Annotated in this window: 15 protein-coding genes; all 15 read right to left on the reverse strand. The window is 60.0% G+C overall.

The genetic code is table 11. The features are described from left to right. Positions 1-6: 6 nt before the first annotated feature. Positions 7-594, reverse strand: a complete 588-nt coding sequence (locus HMPREF2562_RS03005; RefSeq protein ID WP_049190748.1) for a riboflavin synthase — start codon at positions 592-594, stop codon at positions 7-9. Positions 595-663: 69 nt separating this feature from the next. Further along, positions 664-1,662, reverse strand: a complete 999-nt coding sequence (gene ribD / locus HMPREF2562_RS03010) for a bifunctional diaminohydroxyphosphoribosylaminopyrimidine deaminase/5-amino-6-(5-phosphoribosylamino)uracil reductase RibD (RefSeq protein WP_222865347.1) — start codon at positions 1,660-1,662, stop codon at positions 664-666. A 70-nt stretch (positions 1,663-1,732) separates the two neighbouring features. Continuing rightward, positions 1,733-2,401, reverse strand: coding sequence for a ribulose-phosphate 3-epimerase (rpe, locus tag HMPREF2562_RS03015; RefSeq protein WP_049190752.1), 669 nt, complete (start codon positions 2,399-2,401; stop codon positions 1,733-1,735). Positions 2,402-2,412: 11 nt separating this feature from the next. Then, positions 2,413-3,870 carry an RsmB/NOP family class I SAM-dependent RNA methyltransferase gene (locus HMPREF2562_RS03020; protein ID WP_049190754.1) on the reverse strand — a complete coding sequence of 486 codons (1,458 nt, stop codon included), beginning with the start codon at positions 3,868-3,870 and terminating at the stop codon, positions 2,413-2,415. Next, positions 3,871-4,845, reverse strand: a complete 975-nt coding sequence (gene fmt, locus HMPREF2562_RS03025; RefSeq protein WP_049190757.1) for a methionyl-tRNA formyltransferase — start codon at positions 4,843-4,845, stop codon at positions 3,871-3,873. 94 nt (positions 4,846-4,939) lie between these two features. After that, the gene (gene def / locus HMPREF2562_RS03030) at positions 4,940-5,443 is read right to left on the reverse strand and encodes a peptide deformylase (protein ID WP_016422719.1); all 504 of its coding nucleotides are present in this window, start codon (positions 5,441-5,443) and stop codon (positions 4,940-4,942) included. Positions 5,444-5,503: 60 nt separating this feature from the next. Beyond that, positions 5,504-7,540 (reverse strand): primosomal protein N', encoded by a 2,037-nt coding sequence (locus tag HMPREF2562_RS03035; protein ID WP_016422718.1) that lies wholly within the window; start codon positions 7,538-7,540, stop codon positions 5,504-5,506. A gap of 49 nt (positions 7,541-7,589) precedes the next feature. Continuing rightward, positions 7,590-8,807 carry a methionine adenosyltransferase gene (metK, locus tag HMPREF2562_RS03040; RefSeq protein ID WP_016422717.1) on the reverse strand — a complete coding sequence of 406 codons (1,218 nt, stop codon included), beginning with the start codon at positions 8,805-8,807 and terminating at the stop codon, positions 7,590-7,592. A 118-nt stretch (positions 8,808-8,925) separates the two neighbouring features. Continuing rightward, positions 8,926-10,206, reverse strand: a complete 1,281-nt coding sequence (coaBC, locus tag HMPREF2562_RS03045) for a bifunctional phosphopantothenoylcysteine decarboxylase/phosphopantothenate--cysteine ligase CoaBC (RefSeq protein ID WP_070547083.1) — start codon at positions 10,204-10,206, stop codon at positions 8,926-8,928. Between the two features lie 27 nt (positions 10,207-10,233). Beyond that, on the reverse strand, positions 10,234-10,512 hold the full coding sequence (rpoZ, locus tag HMPREF2562_RS03050; protein ID WP_005510796.1) for a DNA-directed RNA polymerase subunit omega: 279 nt from the start codon (positions 10,510-10,512) through the stop codon (positions 10,234-10,236). Between the two features lie 117 nt (positions 10,513-10,629). After that, entirely contained in the window at positions 10,630-11,202 is a 573-nt protein-coding gene (gene gmk, locus HMPREF2562_RS03055) for a guanylate kinase (RefSeq protein WP_070438382.1), read from the reverse strand. A 5-nt stretch (positions 11,203-11,207) separates the two neighbouring features. Then, the gene (gene mihF, locus HMPREF2562_RS03060) at positions 11,208-11,534 is read right to left on the reverse strand and encodes an integration host factor, actinobacterial type (RefSeq protein WP_016422714.1); all 327 of its coding nucleotides are present in this window, start codon (positions 11,532-11,534) and stop codon (positions 11,208-11,210) included. Between the two features lie 421 nt (positions 11,535-11,955). After that, positions 11,956-12,825, reverse strand: a complete 870-nt coding sequence (gene pyrF, locus HMPREF2562_RS03065) for an orotidine-5'-phosphate decarboxylase (protein ID WP_049193725.1) — start codon at positions 12,823-12,825, stop codon at positions 11,956-11,958. A 1-nt stretch (position 12,826) separates the two neighbouring features. Further along, positions 12,827-16,186, reverse strand: a complete 3,360-nt coding sequence (carB, locus tag HMPREF2562_RS03070; protein WP_048731855.1) for a carbamoyl-phosphate synthase large subunit — start codon at positions 16,184-16,186, stop codon at positions 12,827-12,829. Between the two features lie 24 nt (positions 16,187-16,210). Then, entirely contained in the window at positions 16,211-17,443 is a 1,233-nt protein-coding gene (carA, locus tag HMPREF2562_RS03075; protein ID WP_370550218.1) for a glutamine-hydrolyzing carbamoyl-phosphate synthase small subunit, read from the reverse strand. Positions 17,444-17,454: the final 11 nt, after the last annotated feature.

Below are 17,454 nucleotides of genomic sequence, written 5' to 3' on the forward strand. Positions count from 1 at the left end.
TGTAGCTTATCTTTCCAACATTTTCTCGACGTACTTGGCTAGCACATCGACTTCCAAATTGACCTTGGTGCCTACTGTGGTCGAACCAATAACGGAGTCCGTCAGCGTCGTCGGTATCAGACTGACCTCAAAGAACCCCTCGCCTACTGCAGAGACAGTCAACGAGGTGCCATCCACGGCAATTGAGCCCTTTTCCACGACATACTTGGAGAGCTGCTCCGGCAGAGAAATCCGCACTACTTCCCAGCGTTCCCCTGGCGTGCGCGAAATAACCTCGCCGGTGCCATCGATATGTCCCTGCACGATATGGCCGCCGAGGCGTTGCCCTACTGCGGTTGCACGTTCGAGGTTGACCTTGGAACCGACCTCAACCTGGCCGAGACTCGACCTATCCAGAGTCTCTTGCATGAGATCAGCGGTAAAGAAGTCATCGCCAAACTCCACGACGGTCAAACAAACGCCATTGACAGCAATGGAGTCACCGTGGTGCACGTCGTCAAGCACGGTGGTCGCGCGGATGGTCAGAGTAATGGAATCGGCTTCGCGGTGGATTTCGCGAATTTCGCCGAGCTCCTCAACAATTCCCGTAAACATAGTGGTCAGGAAAATCCTTTACCGTTTGTTATAAATTGAAAGATTTTTACAAAACTAACTCTAGCCGGTCTACCCGCGATCTTTGCCACTGCGGAGTGCCGTGATCAAGATGTCGTCCCCCAGAGTCTCGACCGCGACGGTACGGAAACGGGAGATGTCAGTGATGGAGGTCTCGTGGTTGGCCGATGTCACTGGCAGGCCAGCGCCGAGAAACGCCGGGGCAATGTAGGACTCAATCGCGTCGACAGCATCGGCTTCTAAGAAAGCGCCGGCGAGCCGTGGGCCGCCTTCTACCAGCACGTCAATAAGCCCCATATCCGCCATTGTCTCCAGCGCCACTTCCACATCGTGAGTGCGAATGTGGCGGAAGTTATCGCCACGGATATTCGCATCGGCGGCGACCTCCGATGTACCAATCGCGATGCGCAGAGGCTGCGTTGACAGCTCCTCGCCGTCTGGTGTGCGCGCGGTCAATCGCGGATTGTCGGCGAGCACTGTTCCCGTTCCGACGACAATCGCTTGCCGACGTGCACGATCTACATGTACCCGTGCCCGCGCCTGCTCCCCCGTAATCCACTGCGAGGTGCGGTCGGTAGCGGCGGCGAAACCATCCAGCGTGCCCGCTGTCTTCAACGTGATGTGTGGGCGCCGAGTGCGCTGCCAGTGTAACCATGGACGTAAGTAGCCGGCGGCTACTCGGTCACGCTGGAATTCTTCAACGACCTCGATATCTTTATAACGCAACCACTCGCTGCCGCCAGCGGCGACGGGATTAGGATCGGCGACCGCAAATATGACGCGGGAAACACCGGCTGCCGCAAGTGCCTCGGTGCACGGTGGTGTACGGCCGATATGATTGCACGGCTCTAGTGTGACCACTGCAGTGCCGCCCTGAGCTCGTGCCCCAGCCATCTCCAATGCCTGTGGCTCTGCGTGTCGCCCGCCTACAGGCTCAGTTCCGGCCACACCGACCGCGATCCCTGCGGTATCGAGAATGACGCAACCAATCGGTGGATTGGGATAGGTGGTGCCTTGAACCCGCTGGCCGGCTTCTATGGCCAATGCCATAGCTTGGGCGTCAGTCAGCGGCTGTGCGGAGACGAGATCCGGAAACTGTGCCACCGTTTCTCACCGCCGTCTACTTTGTTGCAGCAGCGGTTGCCAATGCGCGCAGCTCATCGACAGCCGCGGCACGATCCTCAGCGCCGAATACGGCCGAGCCTGCGACAAAGGCATCGCAACCAGCGGCGGCAGCGGATTCGATGGTCTTGGCGGAGATACCACCGTCAATCTCGATCAGAGTATCCAGACCATCGGCATCAATACGCTGACGCAGCTTCTCGACCTTGGCCAGCTGATCCGGCATAAAGGACTGGCCCCCGAAACCGGGTTCGACACTCATGACCAGCACCTCGTCGAATTCGGCGAGGTGATCCAGCCACGGCTCAATTGGGGTACCCGGGCGCAGCGAGAACCCGGCCTTCACGCCCTGGGAACGAATGTGGCGGGCCAGTGCGATGGCGTCGTCGGCGGCTTCAACATGGAAAATAACGGAGCTCGCCCCCGCTTTGATGTAGGTGTCGGCCCACTTCTCCGGGTTTTCAATCATGAGATGGACATCCAAGTACTTGTCCGTCACCGCAGCTACGGCCTCCAGCACCGGAGCGCCGAAGGACAGGTTGGGAACGAAGTGGCCATCCATAACGTCGATATGCAGCCAATCTGCATTGGCTACAGCCGCAACCTCGCGGTCGAGGCGAGCGAAGTCAGCAGCGAGAATGGACGGGGCAATAATTGGTGCGCTCATAACCTCTGAGCCTAGTCGTTCTTGCGCAAAACTGAGAAGAACATCGCATCGGTCCCGTGGCGGTGTGGCCACATCTGCACAGATGGATACGGCCCGACATCAGTCATCGGCGCTACCAACTCGTGTGCATTCAGCTCAGTCACCGGCAATTCCGCCACTGCTCTATCGACTATGCCCCTGGTTTCCCGCAGATGCGGCGAACACGTGGAGTAGACGATGATGCCACCCGGCCGTGCCAGACGCACAGCTTCGCTGAGCAGTTCAAACTGCAGCGTAGTCAAGGAGTTGAGATCGGACGGCGACTTCCGCCAGCGCGATTCCGGGCGACGGCGGAGCGAGCCCAAGCCAGAGCAGGGCGCGTCTACCAAAATGCGGTCAAAGCCTGCCTCGAGCCCGGTATCACGACCATCCGCAACCGTTACAGTCACTGGCAGCCCGGCCGTGGCTTTTTTCACCAGTTCTGCGCGAGTCGCCGATACCTCAACAGCATCGAGCTCCGCGCCCTCAATAGCTGCAATGCCGCCGATGAAAGCTGACTTACCACCGGGGCCGGAACACAGATCTAACCAGCGGCCGCTGTCTTCACCGGCAACGGGTGCCATGGTGACGGCACGCGCAATGAGCTGAGAACCCTCGTCCTGCACCGCAGCCAAGCCCTGTCGTACCGGCTCCAACTCTCCTGGGGCACCGGAGTCCAAGCGCACGCAGTACGGCGACCACGGTCCCTCTTCACCGCCGGTGATCAGTGCCAATTCCTCAGCGGTGATCTCGCCCGGACGAGCGACCAAGTGCACCAGCGGGCGGGCATCGTCAGCAGCGAGTGCCTGCTGCAATTCACCGGCTTGTGCACCGAGTGCGCGGGCAAACTCCATCGCAATCCAGCGCGGGTGGGCATGCTTCATTGCCACGTAGCCAATCGGATCGGTCGCAGGATCCGGCGCAATCTCAGCCACCCATTCGCTTTCGGTCTTCGAGGAGACCTTCCTCAAAATGGCATTGACAAAGCCGCGCGCGCCAGGTCCCGCCACCTTCGCCACTGCCCGCACCGAGGTATCGACCGCCGCGTAGGCGTCGACGCGCGTACGCAGCAGCTGGTACGTGCCCAGGCGTAGCACGTCCATCACCGGTCCAGCAATATCGCTTAACGGGCGTGACGACGATGCCTCAATCACGGCGTCCAACAGGCCTTCCGCCCGCAGTGTGCCGTACGTCAGCTCCGTTGCAAAAGCAGCATCCCGCCCCTTGAGCTTGTGTGTCTTCAGCAACTTGGGCAGCAGGAGGTTTGCGTAAGCATCCTTCTCGCGAACGTCGGCTAGTACCTTCAGTGCGACCTTGCGCGGCTGGTCAATGCCACCGCGATTATCCCCACCTCGGATGTCACGGTTACGGTTGCGGTCATTGCGGTTCTGTCCGCCGCGGTTGCTGCGCTGCCGTCCGCCACCGGTGTGGCGGGGTTTGTCGTTGCCCATTTACTCGCAGACCTTTCCGCCGGGTTGGCTACCTCGCGCCCAGTCGGACGCATCCATCATCTTCTTACCCTGTGGCTGCACCTTCACCAGCTGCACATAGCCATCGGCACAACGCACGGATACCCGGTGCTTCTCCACTACCAACTCACCCGGTGTGGCGGCTGCAGCCTCCGGAGCAGCTGCCTTTCGCACCTCGTCGACCGCGGCGCTGTCCTCGTCGGAAAGCGGGGTGAGCTCTCCGACCTTCAAACGTGCGCCGTCGAGGGTCGTCCACGCACCTGGGGCAGGCGTGAACGCGCGAGCGCGGCGGTCGAGAAGATGTCGCGGCTGAGTCCAAACGATTCGGGCATCCTCCGGCCCGAACTTAGCGGCGTAGCTGACGTCCTGTTCCGGCTGAGCGGTCGGACGCAACGCACCGGCTTCGATGCCGTCCATGGTGGCGGCTAGAAGATCCGCGCCGGAGTATGCGAGGCGGGTCAAAAGGCCGTCGGCATTATCGGTCGGGCGAATCGCTTCGGTGACGGTACCGAAAACTGGTCCGGTATCCAGGCCCTTTTCAATCCGGAAGGTACTGGCACCCGTGACTTCATCGCCGGCAGCGATAGCTGCCTGCACCGGCGCGGCACCTCGCCAAGCAGGAAGCAGTGAGAAATGCAGATTGACCCAGCCGTGCGTCGGTACATCGAGCAATTCCTCCGGCACGAGATTGCCGTAGGCGACCACCGGGATGCAGTCGGCGTTTAACTCGCGGATCTGCTGCTGGATCTCTTCATCGCGCAGGGTCGTCGGGGTGAGCACGGGAATGTCGTGTTCCAAGGCCAGAGCCTTCACCGGCGAGGGCGAAAGCGACTTACCGCGGCCACGGCGGGCATCGGGGCGAGTGAGAACAGCGACGATTTCATGACGGGAGTCTTCTAGCAACTTCTTCAGTGCAACGACAGCAGGTTCCGGGGTTCCGGCAAAAATCAGGCGCACAGTAAGTGGATTCCTTCCTGGTGGACCTAGTTGTTCTAGTTAATCTAGTGATGAAACTCGGGGCGCCACACCCAGGGGTCTAGGCGCAGGTGAGTTAACCGCGGTTGAGGAACCAGTCCTGCTCACGCAGAGAACGCATCGCGGTCTTGCGCTCGTCGCCCTCGAGACGCTTCAAAAACAGCACACCATCCAGGTGGTCGCTTTCATGCTGCACACAGCGAGCCAGCAAATCATCAGCTTCGAAGCTCACCGGTGTGCCGTGGCGATCCTGGCCAGTAACGCGCACACGTGCGTGTCGAGTCACGGGTCCATTAATACCCGGGATAGATAGGCATCCTTCGATTTCGTGGACAGTCTCGTCGCCGATGGCTTCCCATTCCGGATTGACGATGTGCCCGCGGGTGCCGTTGCAGTCGTAGACGAAAACGCGCTGCAGCACGCCGACCTGGTTTGCCGCGAGCCCGACGCCCTGTTGCTCGTCCATCGTGTCGAACATGTCATCAATCAGGTGCGACAGCGTCGCGTCGAAATCAGTGACGGTATCCGCCTTGGACAGCAACACCGGATCGCCGAAAAGACGTACCTCACGAACTGCCATGAACTTAGAGCCTCCAAGAAAACTGGTGTGAATCAAGCGATAACGCGCTCATTTTAGCAGCTAGCCGAAATTAATCGGATCGACGACAACGCGCACCGGCGTCGGGTCCTTCCTGGTCGCTCGAACGACCTGTGCTGCCTTCAACGCCGCTCCCACCGCCCGTGCTTGCCGACGGTCACAGCGCACCAACATCCGCTGAATAGGTGTACCCGGTTCCACGCCTGCTGGTGGTCTGGCGTTGCGGGGAAGGTCTACCGGCCCCAGGATTTCCGCGCCCGATGGAACCTCCAGGGACTCCATGAAGTTACGCAGGCCCTCTTCAGTCCCGTCCACCGCTGCCACGTGAAAGGCCGGAGGCAGAGTGGCGGCTGTACGGTCGGCCAATTCCCTGTTCGCAGCGCCTACCGCGTCCCATGCCAGAAGATCGGCCACAGTCGGGACTGCAGCATCCGCATCGATAACCACTGCCCCTCCTCGCTCCCGCGGTCGCGCAAGCGTGACAGCTCGAGACCAATGCGCATAGGCCTCTTCATGAGCGCGCAAGTCCTGCCGGCCGAGCATCGCCCAAGTGTCCAGCAGCATCACTGCACCGTAGCCCTCCGGCGCATAAGGCTCGGCTCCCGGCGTGGCCACCACGACCCTCGGGCCTTCGGGAATGTCGTCAACAATCCGTTCGCCAGAGGAAGCGACGACTGGGAATGGACTGAAAATACGACCAAACTCTTCCGCCGTACGTTCACTGCCGACCACGACTGGCCGAATCTTGGTGGAACCGCAGCTATGGCAACGGTGGTGGATGTCGATGCGGCCACACCACCGACAGGTCGGCGGCGCCGGATCGTCCGGGTTATCGGACGGTGGAATTCCCAGTGGACCGTTACACCAGCGACAGCGCGCAGGAGCACCACAGGAACGACACGACAATGTCGGTACATATCCCTTGCGGGGTACCTGGACCAGAATCGGAAGCTCTTCGCGCAGCGCGGCTTTTGCCCGTCGAAAAGCGATGGCAGGAAGGCGTCCCCTACTGACGTCATCCGGGTCTTCGGAAGTGTCCGTGGAGGCAATCATCTCCGGCATGGATTCAGCGAGGGCGTCGGCGCCTGCAACCAGATTGTGCGCCCAACCTGAGGAGACCAGCAGCTGCACCTCTGCTGTACGGCTATACGATGCAAAAATAAGAGCGCATCCCTCCTGCGCACTTCGCGTGACCAGCACCTCGCGAGAGTGGACGTAGGGTGCGCGGGGGTCTACGAGGTTGTCATCGCCATCATCGACAATCACTGCTAAACGCAGATTCTGCACTGGGGCGTACGCTGCCGAACGCGTGCCGACGACTATGCGCCCCTGGCCGTGCAGGATATCCAGGTACCGGCGATAGCGGGACTCGGGCCCGAGACCAGCCCCGAGAAGAGTGAGCTGACGGGCAGAAATGAGCTCGCGAAAAGCGCTCTCGAAGCGCGCCTGCATGCGTGCGTCCGGCACAATGATGAGAACACCGCCACCATCGCGGGCGACCGAAACGCTGAGCGCGGCGAGCATGGCTGCCACCTGTTCCCCTGGAACTGGCTGCCACGCTGCGCGTGCCGGGGCGCCCTTGCGGACGGAATCGACAAAGGATTCGCCGAAGACATAGTTGCCCCAAGCGGAAAGATCCGGATCCTCGGTGGCAAGCTTTCCCAATTCCTCCCACGTCGGGGGCATGTTCTCCTTGCGGGCACGTTCGGCCCGTGCATGGCGGGTTGGGATGGCGGAGCGAATGATGTTTGAGCGTGTTGCGCCGTAATACTCCGCCAGAGAATCCACCAACCGTCGAAGCTGTGGCGGATAGACAACCTCAGTGCTGATGACATCCTTGAGATAGGACAGTTTGCCGTCGTGAGTGGGCGTGGCACAGCGCTCCAGCACCAGCGCATTGACCAATTGGCCGTGGAATCGAATCCGCACCCGGCAACCGACAACCGCTTCCTCCGCTAGCGCGCGCGGAACCAGGTAATCGAAGGGGCGATCCAACTGCGGCAGCCCCAAAAGTGGAAGCACCCGCGCGACTGGCAGCTTCTCAGCTGCGGCGGCGGGTGCGAAGGGGGCGTCGGTCATAGAGTCTTACTCTACTTCCCCACCCCAGGGTCATGCTGGCGGGTGGTGTTTATCCCAGGCCAGCGGCTGCGCGGAGCTCTTCAACACGGTTGAGTTGCTCCCACGGCAGGTCCAAGTCAGTTCGGCCGAAGTGACCGTAGGTGGAGGTCTGCGCATAAATCGGGCGCAGCAAGTCCAGGTCACGAATAATAGCGGCCGGACGAAGGTCGAAGACCTTGTTGATAGCCTCGCGGATGGCGTCGTCTGAAACGTGACCGGTGCCGAAAGAGTCGACGTAAAGGCCTACCGGGCGAGCGCGGCCGATAGCGTAGGCGACCTGAATCTCCAGGCGGTCAGCCAGACCCGCAGCCACGGCATTCTTCGCAACCCAACGGGTGGCATAAGCGCCGGAGCGGTCCACCTTTGACGGGTCCTTACCCGAGAATGCGCCGCCACCGTGGCGAGCCATACCGCCGTAGGTGTCGACGATAATCTTGCGGCCGGTCAGGCCGGCATCGCCCATCGGCCCACCGATAATAAATTGGCCAGACGGGTTGACCAGCAGCTTCAATTCATCGGTAACAAAGCGCTCGCGCAAGTTAGCGTCGTCGAGCACCCAATCGACTACGTGAGTCTTAATCTGCTCGGTAATCCACTCCTGGGTCACATCCGGGTCGTGCTGCGTGGACACCACAACAGTGTCCAAGTACACCGGGTTATTGTCTTCGTCGTAAGCGAAGGTGACCTGAGTCTTACCATCCGGTCGAAGCGATGGGACGATGCCTTCCTTGCGTACCTGCGTCAAGCGGCGAGCCAGGCGGTGTGCCAGCGCAATCGGTAGCGGCATGTACTCCGGAGTTTCGTTGGTAGCGTAGCCGAACATCAGCCCCTGGTCGCCAGCGCCCTTGAGATCTTCTGCTTCGACTTCGCCATCAGAGCTGCGTGCTTCCAGAGAAGTGTGCACACCGTCGTGAATATCTGAGGACTGCTCACCGATCGAAACGGAGACGCCGCAGGTCTTGCCGTCAAAGCCCTTTTCAGAAGAATCGAAACCGATCTCCTTCAGTCGACTCCGGACAATACCGGGGATGTCAACGTAGCTCTTCGTGCGAACTTCGCCAACAACATGGACTAAACCGGTAGTCACCACAGTCTCAACGGCGACCATCGATGCAGAATCCTGCGCGAGCATAGCGTCAAGGATGGAGTCCGAAATCGAGTCGCAAATCTTATCTGGGTGCCCCTCGGTAACAGATTCACTGGAAAACAGCCGAAGATTAGAGGCCACGAGCAGTACAACTTTCTTCTAGATCATTTCCCCACGCCTGCGGTGTCGCTGCGGCGTGGGTTTTCGTTTGATTCGATAATTATAGACCAAGCGGTTCAGTCGCCGTAGTAGGCCTCCGCTACTCCGCTGGCTGAGGTTCCTGTCGCAGCTCGGAAACTGCATCCAAAATCGAACCGGCCACCGAGAATTTTGAGCCCCGCGGCACGTCCCACTGCTCGCCATCGAGAGACAACAACCATCCGACATTGTCCGTCGCACCGAAAGTTTGCCCACCTGAGACGTCGTTACACATGAGCAAATCGCAGCCCTTGCGCACAATTTTCTGCTTCGCAAGCTCGAGTGGCGTCGTCGTCTCGTCGCCGGTCTCAGCCGCAAAGCCCACCATCGTCGTGGTTGCCGGAATCTCGCCCGCTTTACGCCGCTCCACAGTGGTAGCCAGAATGTCAGGGTTTTCTACGAGCTGGATGTTGCTCAAAGCGTCGTCTGCGACGCCCTTCTTCATCTTGGCCCCAGCGGTCGATGCCGGACGGAAGTCGGCGACGGCAGCGGCAAAAATGCAGACATCGGCCAACTTGGAGTGTTCGTGGGCGGCCTTGGCCATCTCCAAAGTGGAATCAACCTTTACAACATTCGCGCCCAGCGGTGTCGGCAACTGATCTGTATGTCCTGCCACCACAGTGACCTGAGCGCCACGCTGTGCTGCCATCTCAGCTAGCGCGAAGCCCTGACGCCCTGAGGAGTGGTTGCCGATAAAACGTACCGGGTCGATAGCCTCACGGGTGCCACCGGCAGTAATCATGAAGCGCACGCCCTCGAAGTCGCGGCGGAAGTGGCGCGGATTCTCGACTGCCGCTAATGCCAGCGAAACTATCTGCTCTGGCTCCGGCAGACGACCTGGACCAGTGTCCTTACCAGTCAAACGGCCATGGGCCGGATCGAGGACAATAGTGCCATGGCGACGAAGAATCGCGACATTATCGCGCGTAGCTGGATGGTTCCACATCTCAGTGTGCATGGCAGGAGCCAGAACCACCGGGCAGGTCGCCACAAGCAAAGTTGCGGTGAGAAGGTCGTCGGCACGCCCGTGTGCGGCACGCGCCATAAAGTCGGCAGTCGCGGGAACCACGACGACGAGGTCGGCCTCCTGCCCCACGCGGACATGCTGAACTTCATCGACTGCGTCAAAAACCGTAGTCGACACCGGGTTCCCCGACAGCGCCTCGAAAGTAGCCGCACCTACAAAATTCAATGCGGACTCGGTGGGAACGACGCGAACATCGTGACCGAGTTCCTTGAAGCCACGAACAACGTGTGCGGCCTTATATGCAGCGATGCCGCCGGCAACCCCGACGACAACCTTTAAACATTCGGATACGTCAGCATTACCGGCGGCATGCATACAGATATCTCCCCTTAAGGAAATGCTCTAGCCCTCAGTGTGGTCCAGCAGACCAGCGTTGATTTCACGAAGAGCGATGGACAGAGGCTTCTCAGCGACCCCCGGAGTAACCAGCGGGCCAACGTACTCCAGCATGCCTTCGTCAATCTGCTGGTAGTAGTCATTAATCTGGCGTGCACGCTTGGCAGCGAAGATAGCCAGAGCGTACTTCGAAGAAGCCTTACCAAGCAGCTCATCGATCGGCGGATTGGTAATACCAATTGGCGGGTCGAACACTGCCTCGGTGGCGGTATTTTCCTGGGTCACGAGAAATCTTTCCTCAATAGAACGTGAGTTACTGGGGTGACAATAGAAACCGTCGGAGCAATAGAAACACCATTGCTTGGAAACGATTTCTACTATCGATGATGTGGAGTCGCCCTGTTACTTGCCAGTAGTCAGCGCCTGAGCGATGGCCGCCACAGCATCATCGACATTGTCGTTGACAACAACCTCATCGAATTCGTGCTGAGCATCCATTTCCACTCGCGCGGTTTCCAGGCGACGCTTGACTTGCGCCTCGGTTTCCGTGCCACGACCAGTGAGCCTGCTGACGAGAATCTCCCAGCTTGGCGGAGCCAAGAACAGCAGGTGAGCATTCGGCGCTACCTTACGGATGGAGCGGGCTCCCGCCAGATCCACCTCAACGAGTACCGGACGTCCCTCGGCGAGAGCTTTATCCACCGGGCCACGCGGCGTTCCAGAACGCTGCAGACCACCGTGGATTTCAGCCCACTCGAGCATCTCTCCTGCATCAATATGCTGTTGGAACTTCTCCGGGGTCACGAAGAAATAGTCGCGGCCATCGACCTCACCCGGCCGTGCGGCGCGGGTGGTCATGGAAACGCTGAAGTACAGTCCGGGAACCTCGGCACGGAGCCGACTGACAACAGTGGATTTTCCCACACCGGCAGGGCCGGCAAGGACTACCAGCTGACCGTTTTCATTCCCGGCCACTGCGACTAGTCCTCCACTGCGTAGCCGAAGCGCTCCAGCAGAGCGCGACGCTGACGGTCACCCAGGCCACGCAGGCGGCGGGTCTGAGCAATCTCCAGGTCATTCATGATGTCCTGTGCCTTGACCTTGCCGACCTTCGGCAGAGCCTCGAGCAGAGCGGAGACTTTCATCTTGCCGATGATCTCGTTCTCGTCAGCCTGCTTGAGAACCTCTGGCAGGTCGATAGCGCCACGCTTCAGCTTGTCCTTGAGCTCTGCGCGTACCTTGCGGGCCTGAGCTGCCTTCTCGAGTGCTGCTGCACGCTGCTCCGGGGTCAACTGCGGAAGGGCCACGTGTTCCTCCGTAAAAATAGATTGGTTAGCTTCTTATTTACTTGCACGAGCCTCGCGTCCACCAAGGGCAGGCAACGACACCGTGCTTAACGATTGGAGACCGTACCGCACTTACCGGTTGTTGAGGCAAATGCTGACGGGGTGTCGATAAAAATGACACCAGGGCTTTATCCGCCCCACCTTTCGGTCGTGGTCAACCAACTCCGGCGATTGTAGCACCGTTTGCCCAGGAGAATGGAAATTGACCACGGTTTTTGTACGAAATCTCCCAGGAATCGTCACAGTAACTTGCCCATACCTACTCCGCCGCCACCTGAGGCTCATTAGGAAAATCTCGGCAGCTAGGTACGGAAGAAGCCCGCAGGGGCACCTGTTCTATGAGGTGCGCCCTGCGGGCCTCTGCCAAATCGTCGATTCGCTGCTAACTCTCGGATAGGAACGGAGCCGCAGCTTCAATAGTTGCGCGCCGCAGCGCAGCAGGATCAGGCCCAGCGGAGAGAATTGCACGCGAAATATTTGGCAGTGCAAGCCCCTTGGATTCCCCTGCCAGACGATCTACATCGGCCGGGGTTCCACCCTGAGCTCCCACACCGGGCATGAGAATGGGACCGCGCAGGTCACTGAGCACCGGGGCGTCGTCAAGCGTTGCGCCAACAACAACGCCGATGCTGCCCGCCTTTGCACCAGCGTCAATCTGGCGGGCATTAATAGCGGCTGCCTGGTTGACCATGGTCTGAGCCAGACTCTCACCCGAAACGGTCGCCTTTTGTACGGACGCACCTTCCGGATTGGACGTTGCGGCCAACACGAACAGGCCGCGTCCGTTCTCCAACGCCAACGAAACCGCCGGATCAAGAGCACCGAACCCGAGGTACGGAGAAACCGTCAGAGCGTCGGCTGCCAGCGGCGAGCCATCCGATAGCCAGGCATCAGCGTATGCAGCCATCGTCGAACCGATATCGCCACGCTTGGCATCTGCAATCGACAGCGCACCGGCGTCCTTCAGATCTGCCAACGTCCGCTCCAGGACGGCAAAGCCCTTGGAACCGTAGGCTTCAAAGAACGCCACCTGGGGCTTGACGACGGCAACGATGTCACCGAACGCCTCGACGCATGTGGCGGCAAAACGCTCTAGACCGTCAGCCGAATGCGGCAACTGCCAGGCATCCAGCAGCCCCGGGTGCGGGTCGATGCCCACGCAGAGCCGACCGCGCTCGGCGACAACCTCGCTGAGGCGATCGCCGAAACCTTTGACTGTCCGCACTGCGGAACCTTCAGCCTTCGCGGTCATGTTAGGCCTGCTCCTGAGCAGCCAACTCTGCCGGGTGGAGTTCCTGCAGAGCCTTAACGCTCATCTCACCGTTGCGCAGTGCCAGAATGCCCTGCAGTGCGGCGACGGCCCCCTGAGCGGTGGTCACACAAGTTACGCCCTGGCTCACAGCAGCAGCGCGAATCTCATATCCGTCAGAGCGTGCGCCAGCAGAACCGGACGGGGTGTTGATAATGATGTCAACCTCACCGTCGCGAATCATGTCGACGATGTCGCGCTCGTCCGTCGGTGCTTCGGAATCAGTCGTACGCTTTGCGACGACCTCACACTCAACACCGTTGCGGCGCAGCATACCGGCCGTACCCTCCGTTGCCAGGATGCGGAATCCCATATCCGCCAGCGTGAGGATCGGGAAGACCAGAGTGCGCTTATCGCGGTTGGCCAGCGAGACGAAGATCGTGCCCTCGGTCGGCAGCTCACCGAAACCGGCCAGCTCGCCCTTGGCGAAAGCGGCACCAAAGTTGTCGGCCAGGCCCATGACTTCACCGGTGGACTTCATCTCCGGGCTCAGCAGGCTGTCGAGAGCGCGGCCCTCGAAGTCGCGGAAGCGGTTGAACGGCAGGACCGCTTCCTTAACCGCAATCGGAGCGTCAGCAGGCAGGGAGCCACCGTCGAAGTTGGACGGGATCATGCCCTCTTCGCGCAGTTCCGCGATAGTAGCGCCCATCATGACGCGGGACGCGGCCTTAGCCAGCGGAACCGAGGTTGCCTTGGAGACAAACGGTACGGTGCGAGATGCACGCGGGTTGGCCTCGATGACGTAGAGGGTCTCGTCCTTGAGTGCGTACTGAACGTTCATCAGGCCCTTGACACCGATGCCATGTGCCAGTGCCTTGGTGGATTCACGCACCTTGTCGATGATGCCTGCCGACAGAGTCATCGGAGGCAGCGCACACGCGGAGTCACCGGAGTGAATACCGGCTTCCTCGATGTGCTCCATAACGCCGCCGAGGTAGACCTCTTCCCCATCACACAGTGCATCAACATCAATCTCGATGGCGCTGTCCAGGAAGCGGTCAACCAGTACCGGGTGCTCATTGGACAGCTCGGTAGCGCGGTTGATGTAGTCCTCCAGAGTGGCCTCATCGTAGACGATTTCCATGCCACGGCCGCCGAGGACGTAGGACGGACGGACCAGCACCGGGTAACCGATACCAGCGGCAACCTGGCGAGCTTCTGCGAAGGAGGTGGCGGTACCGAACTCCGGCGCCGGCAGCTTGGCCTCAGCCAGCACCTTGCCGAACTCACCGCGGTCCTCAGCCAGGTCGATTGCCTCTGGGCTAGTGCCGACAATCGGAACGCCTGCGGCCTGCAGACGCTCCGCCAGGCCCAGCGGGGTCTGGCCACCGAGCTGAACAATGACGCCTGCGACCTTTCCGGACTGGCTCTCAGCGTGGTAGACCTCGAGGACATCCTCGAAGGTCAATGGCTCGAAATAGAGGCGATCTGCGGTGTCGTAGTCGGTGGAAACCGTTTCCGGGTTGCAGTTGACCATGACGGTCTCGTAGCCAACGCGGGAAAGCTCGAGGGCCGCGTGGACACAGGAGTAGTCGAACTCAATGCCCTGGCCGATACGGTTCGGACCAGAACCGAGGATGATGACCTTTTCCTTCTCGGTCTGCGGGGCGACCTCGGACTCAGCAGCCGGGTCCAGCTCGTATGCCGAGTAGTGGTACGGAGTCTGTGCTTCGAACTCGGCGGAGCAGGTATCGACAGTCTTGAATACCGGGTGGATGTTCAGGCGCCAGCGCAGCTCGCGCACGCCGTCTTCCCCGGCCAACTCCGGACGCAGCGCAGCAATCTGAGCGTCGGACAGGCCCCAATACTTAGCCTCACGCAGCAGGTCGGAGGTCAGCACCGGAGCGTCGATAAGCTCCTTGCGGATATCCTGCAGGTTTTCCATCTCGGCGATAAACCACGGATCCAGGCCGGAAGCTTCGTGGATCTGCTCGATGGAAGCACCCAAACGCTGAGCCAGCTCAACGTCGTAGATACGGCCTTCAGTCGGACGCTTCAGATCTTCAAGGACAGCGTTGACATCGTTTGCGCGCTCACCTGCGAAGTCCTCATCCGGAACAGTCCAGAAACCAGCTGGCTTGTTCTCCAGCGAGCGCATGACCTTACCGAGCGCGCCGATGTAGTTACGGCCGATAGCCATGGCCTCACCGACGGACTTCATGGTGGTGGTCAGCGTATCGTCAGCACCTGGGAACTTCTCGAAAGCAAAGCGTGGAGCCTTGACAATCACGTAGTCCTGCACCGGCTCAAACGCTGCCGGGGTTTCACCGGTGATGTCGTTGGTGATCTCATCAAGGGTGTAGCCGATAGCCAGCTTGGCAGCAATCTTTGCAATCGGGAAACCAGTTGCCTTGGAAGCAAGCGCCGACGAGCGGGAGACACGCGGGTTCATCTCAATGGTGATGATGCGGCCGTCATTCGGGTTGATGGCGAACTGGATGTTACAGCCACCGGTGTCAACGCCGACCTCACGCAGAATTGCGATGCCTTGGTCACGCATGGTCTGGAACTCGCGGTCGGTCAGAGTCATCGACGGGGCGACAGTCACCGAGTCACCAGTGTGGACACCGAGGGCATCAACGTTTTCAATGGAGCAGACCACGACGACGTTGTCGTCGCCATCGCGCATGAGCTCGAGCTCAAATTCCTTCCAGCCGAGGATGGACTCCTCGATCAGAACATTGGCCTCGGGCGATGCGGCCAGGCCGCCACCTGCAATACGGTCGAGGTCTTCCTGGTTGAAGGCCAGACCGGAACCCAGACCGCCCATGGTGAACGAAGGGCGAACAACGACCGGAAGACCGAGCTCTGCAACAGTCTCATGGACTTCTTCCATGTTGTGGCAGACGCGGGAACGAGCGGACTCGCCACCAATCTTGGCGACGATGTCCTTGAACATCTGGCGATCCTCACCGCGCTGAATGGCCGGAATATCAGCACCAATCAGCTCGACATTGTACTTCTCCAGAATGCCCTCGCGGTCCAGCTGAATAGCTGCGTTCAGAGCAGTCTGGCCACCGAGAGTTGCCAGGACAGCGTCAATCGGGTTGCCCTCTGCAGCTTCCTTGGCCAGGATCTTTTCGATGTACTTGGTTTCAATCGGCTCGATATAGGTGGAGTCTGCGAACTCCGGGTCAGTCATAATCGTTGCCGGGTTGGAGTTGACCAGCGTGACTCGCAGGCCTTCTTCGCGTAGCACGCGGCAAGCCTGGGTGCCGGAGTAGTCGAACTCGCAGGCCTGACCGATAACAATCGGGCCGGAGCCGATAACCAGTACGTGGTTGATGTCTGTACGACGTGGCATGGTGTTAGGTCCCTTAGCCCTTTCCTACTTGTTCGAGTTTCCGGTTGCGGACTTGTTGAAATCGACCTTCTGGATCAGCGCCAGGAAGTCATCAAAGAGAGAGTGCGCATCGTGCGGGCCGGCTGCGGACTCCGGGTGGTACTGCACAGAAAAGGCCATGCCGTTCTTCAGTGCGACACCTTCCACGACGTCGTCGTTAAGGCAGGTGTGCGTAACCTCTGCCTCGCCCCACGGGGTATCGAAACTCTCGCCGGCCTTGCCTTCAAGTGCGAAGCCGTGGTTCTGAGCGGTGATAAAAATACGGCCAGTGTGGTGGTCCTTCACCGGAACATTGACGCCGCGGTGACCGAAGACCAGCTTGTAGGTACTCAGGCCGAGTGCGCGGCCAAGAATCTGGTTACCGAAGCAGATACCGAATAGCGGCATACCGTCATCGAGGGCAGCCTTGGCGACCGCAACCATCTCATCAGCGGTTGCCGGGTCACCCGGGCCGTTGGACAAGAAGACACCGTCCGGCTGGTATTCCTTCTTAATATCTTCGTACGGAGTGTTAGCCGGAACAACTACGACTTCCAGGCCACGCTTAGCCAGCTCACGCGGGGTGTTGGACTTGATGCCCAGGTCGTAGGCCACAACACGTGCCTTCTTCTCCCCCTGTGGTTCCACGACATAGGCCTCATCGGTGCTGACCTCGCGAGCCAGGTCCGCGCCCTTCATCGCAGGCTGAGCGCGAACGATTTCCACCAGCTTATCGACGGGCTGCTGTGCGTCCTCACCGGAGAAAATACCAGCGGCAATCGAGCCATTGTCGCGCAAATGGCGAACCAGCGCGCGGGTATCAATCTGGCGGATACCGATGATGCCCTGTGCCTTCAGTTCATCTTCCAAGCTGCGCTCCGAGCGCCAGTTGGAGGGAATGCGCGACAAATCGCGGATAATAAAGCCAGCTGCCCAAATCTGGTTTCCGCGGGACTCGTAGTCCTCATCGTTCCAACCGGTGTTGCCGATCTGTGGTGCGGTAGCCACAATCAGCTGGCGGTGGTAGGACGGGTCCGTCAGGGTTTCCTGGTAGCCCGTCATAGCGGTGGTAAAAACTGCCTCACCCAGGGTTGTACCGGTGGCGCCGAAACCGCGTCCGCGGAACACTCGGCCATCTGCCAATACCAGGACTGCCGCTGTAGCGGCCGCGGCCTGCGACTCGTTGCTCACGTTATTGCCTTTCAGTTGGGTAGCGTGCGAGGAATTTACATTAATCATACGGGACGCAT

The sequence above is a fragment of the Corynebacterium sp. HMSC077G07 genome, assembly GCF_001809225.1.
Classification (GTDB): domain Bacteria; phylum Actinomycetota; class Actinomycetes; order Mycobacteriales; family Mycobacteriaceae; genus Corynebacterium; species Corynebacterium jeikeium_D.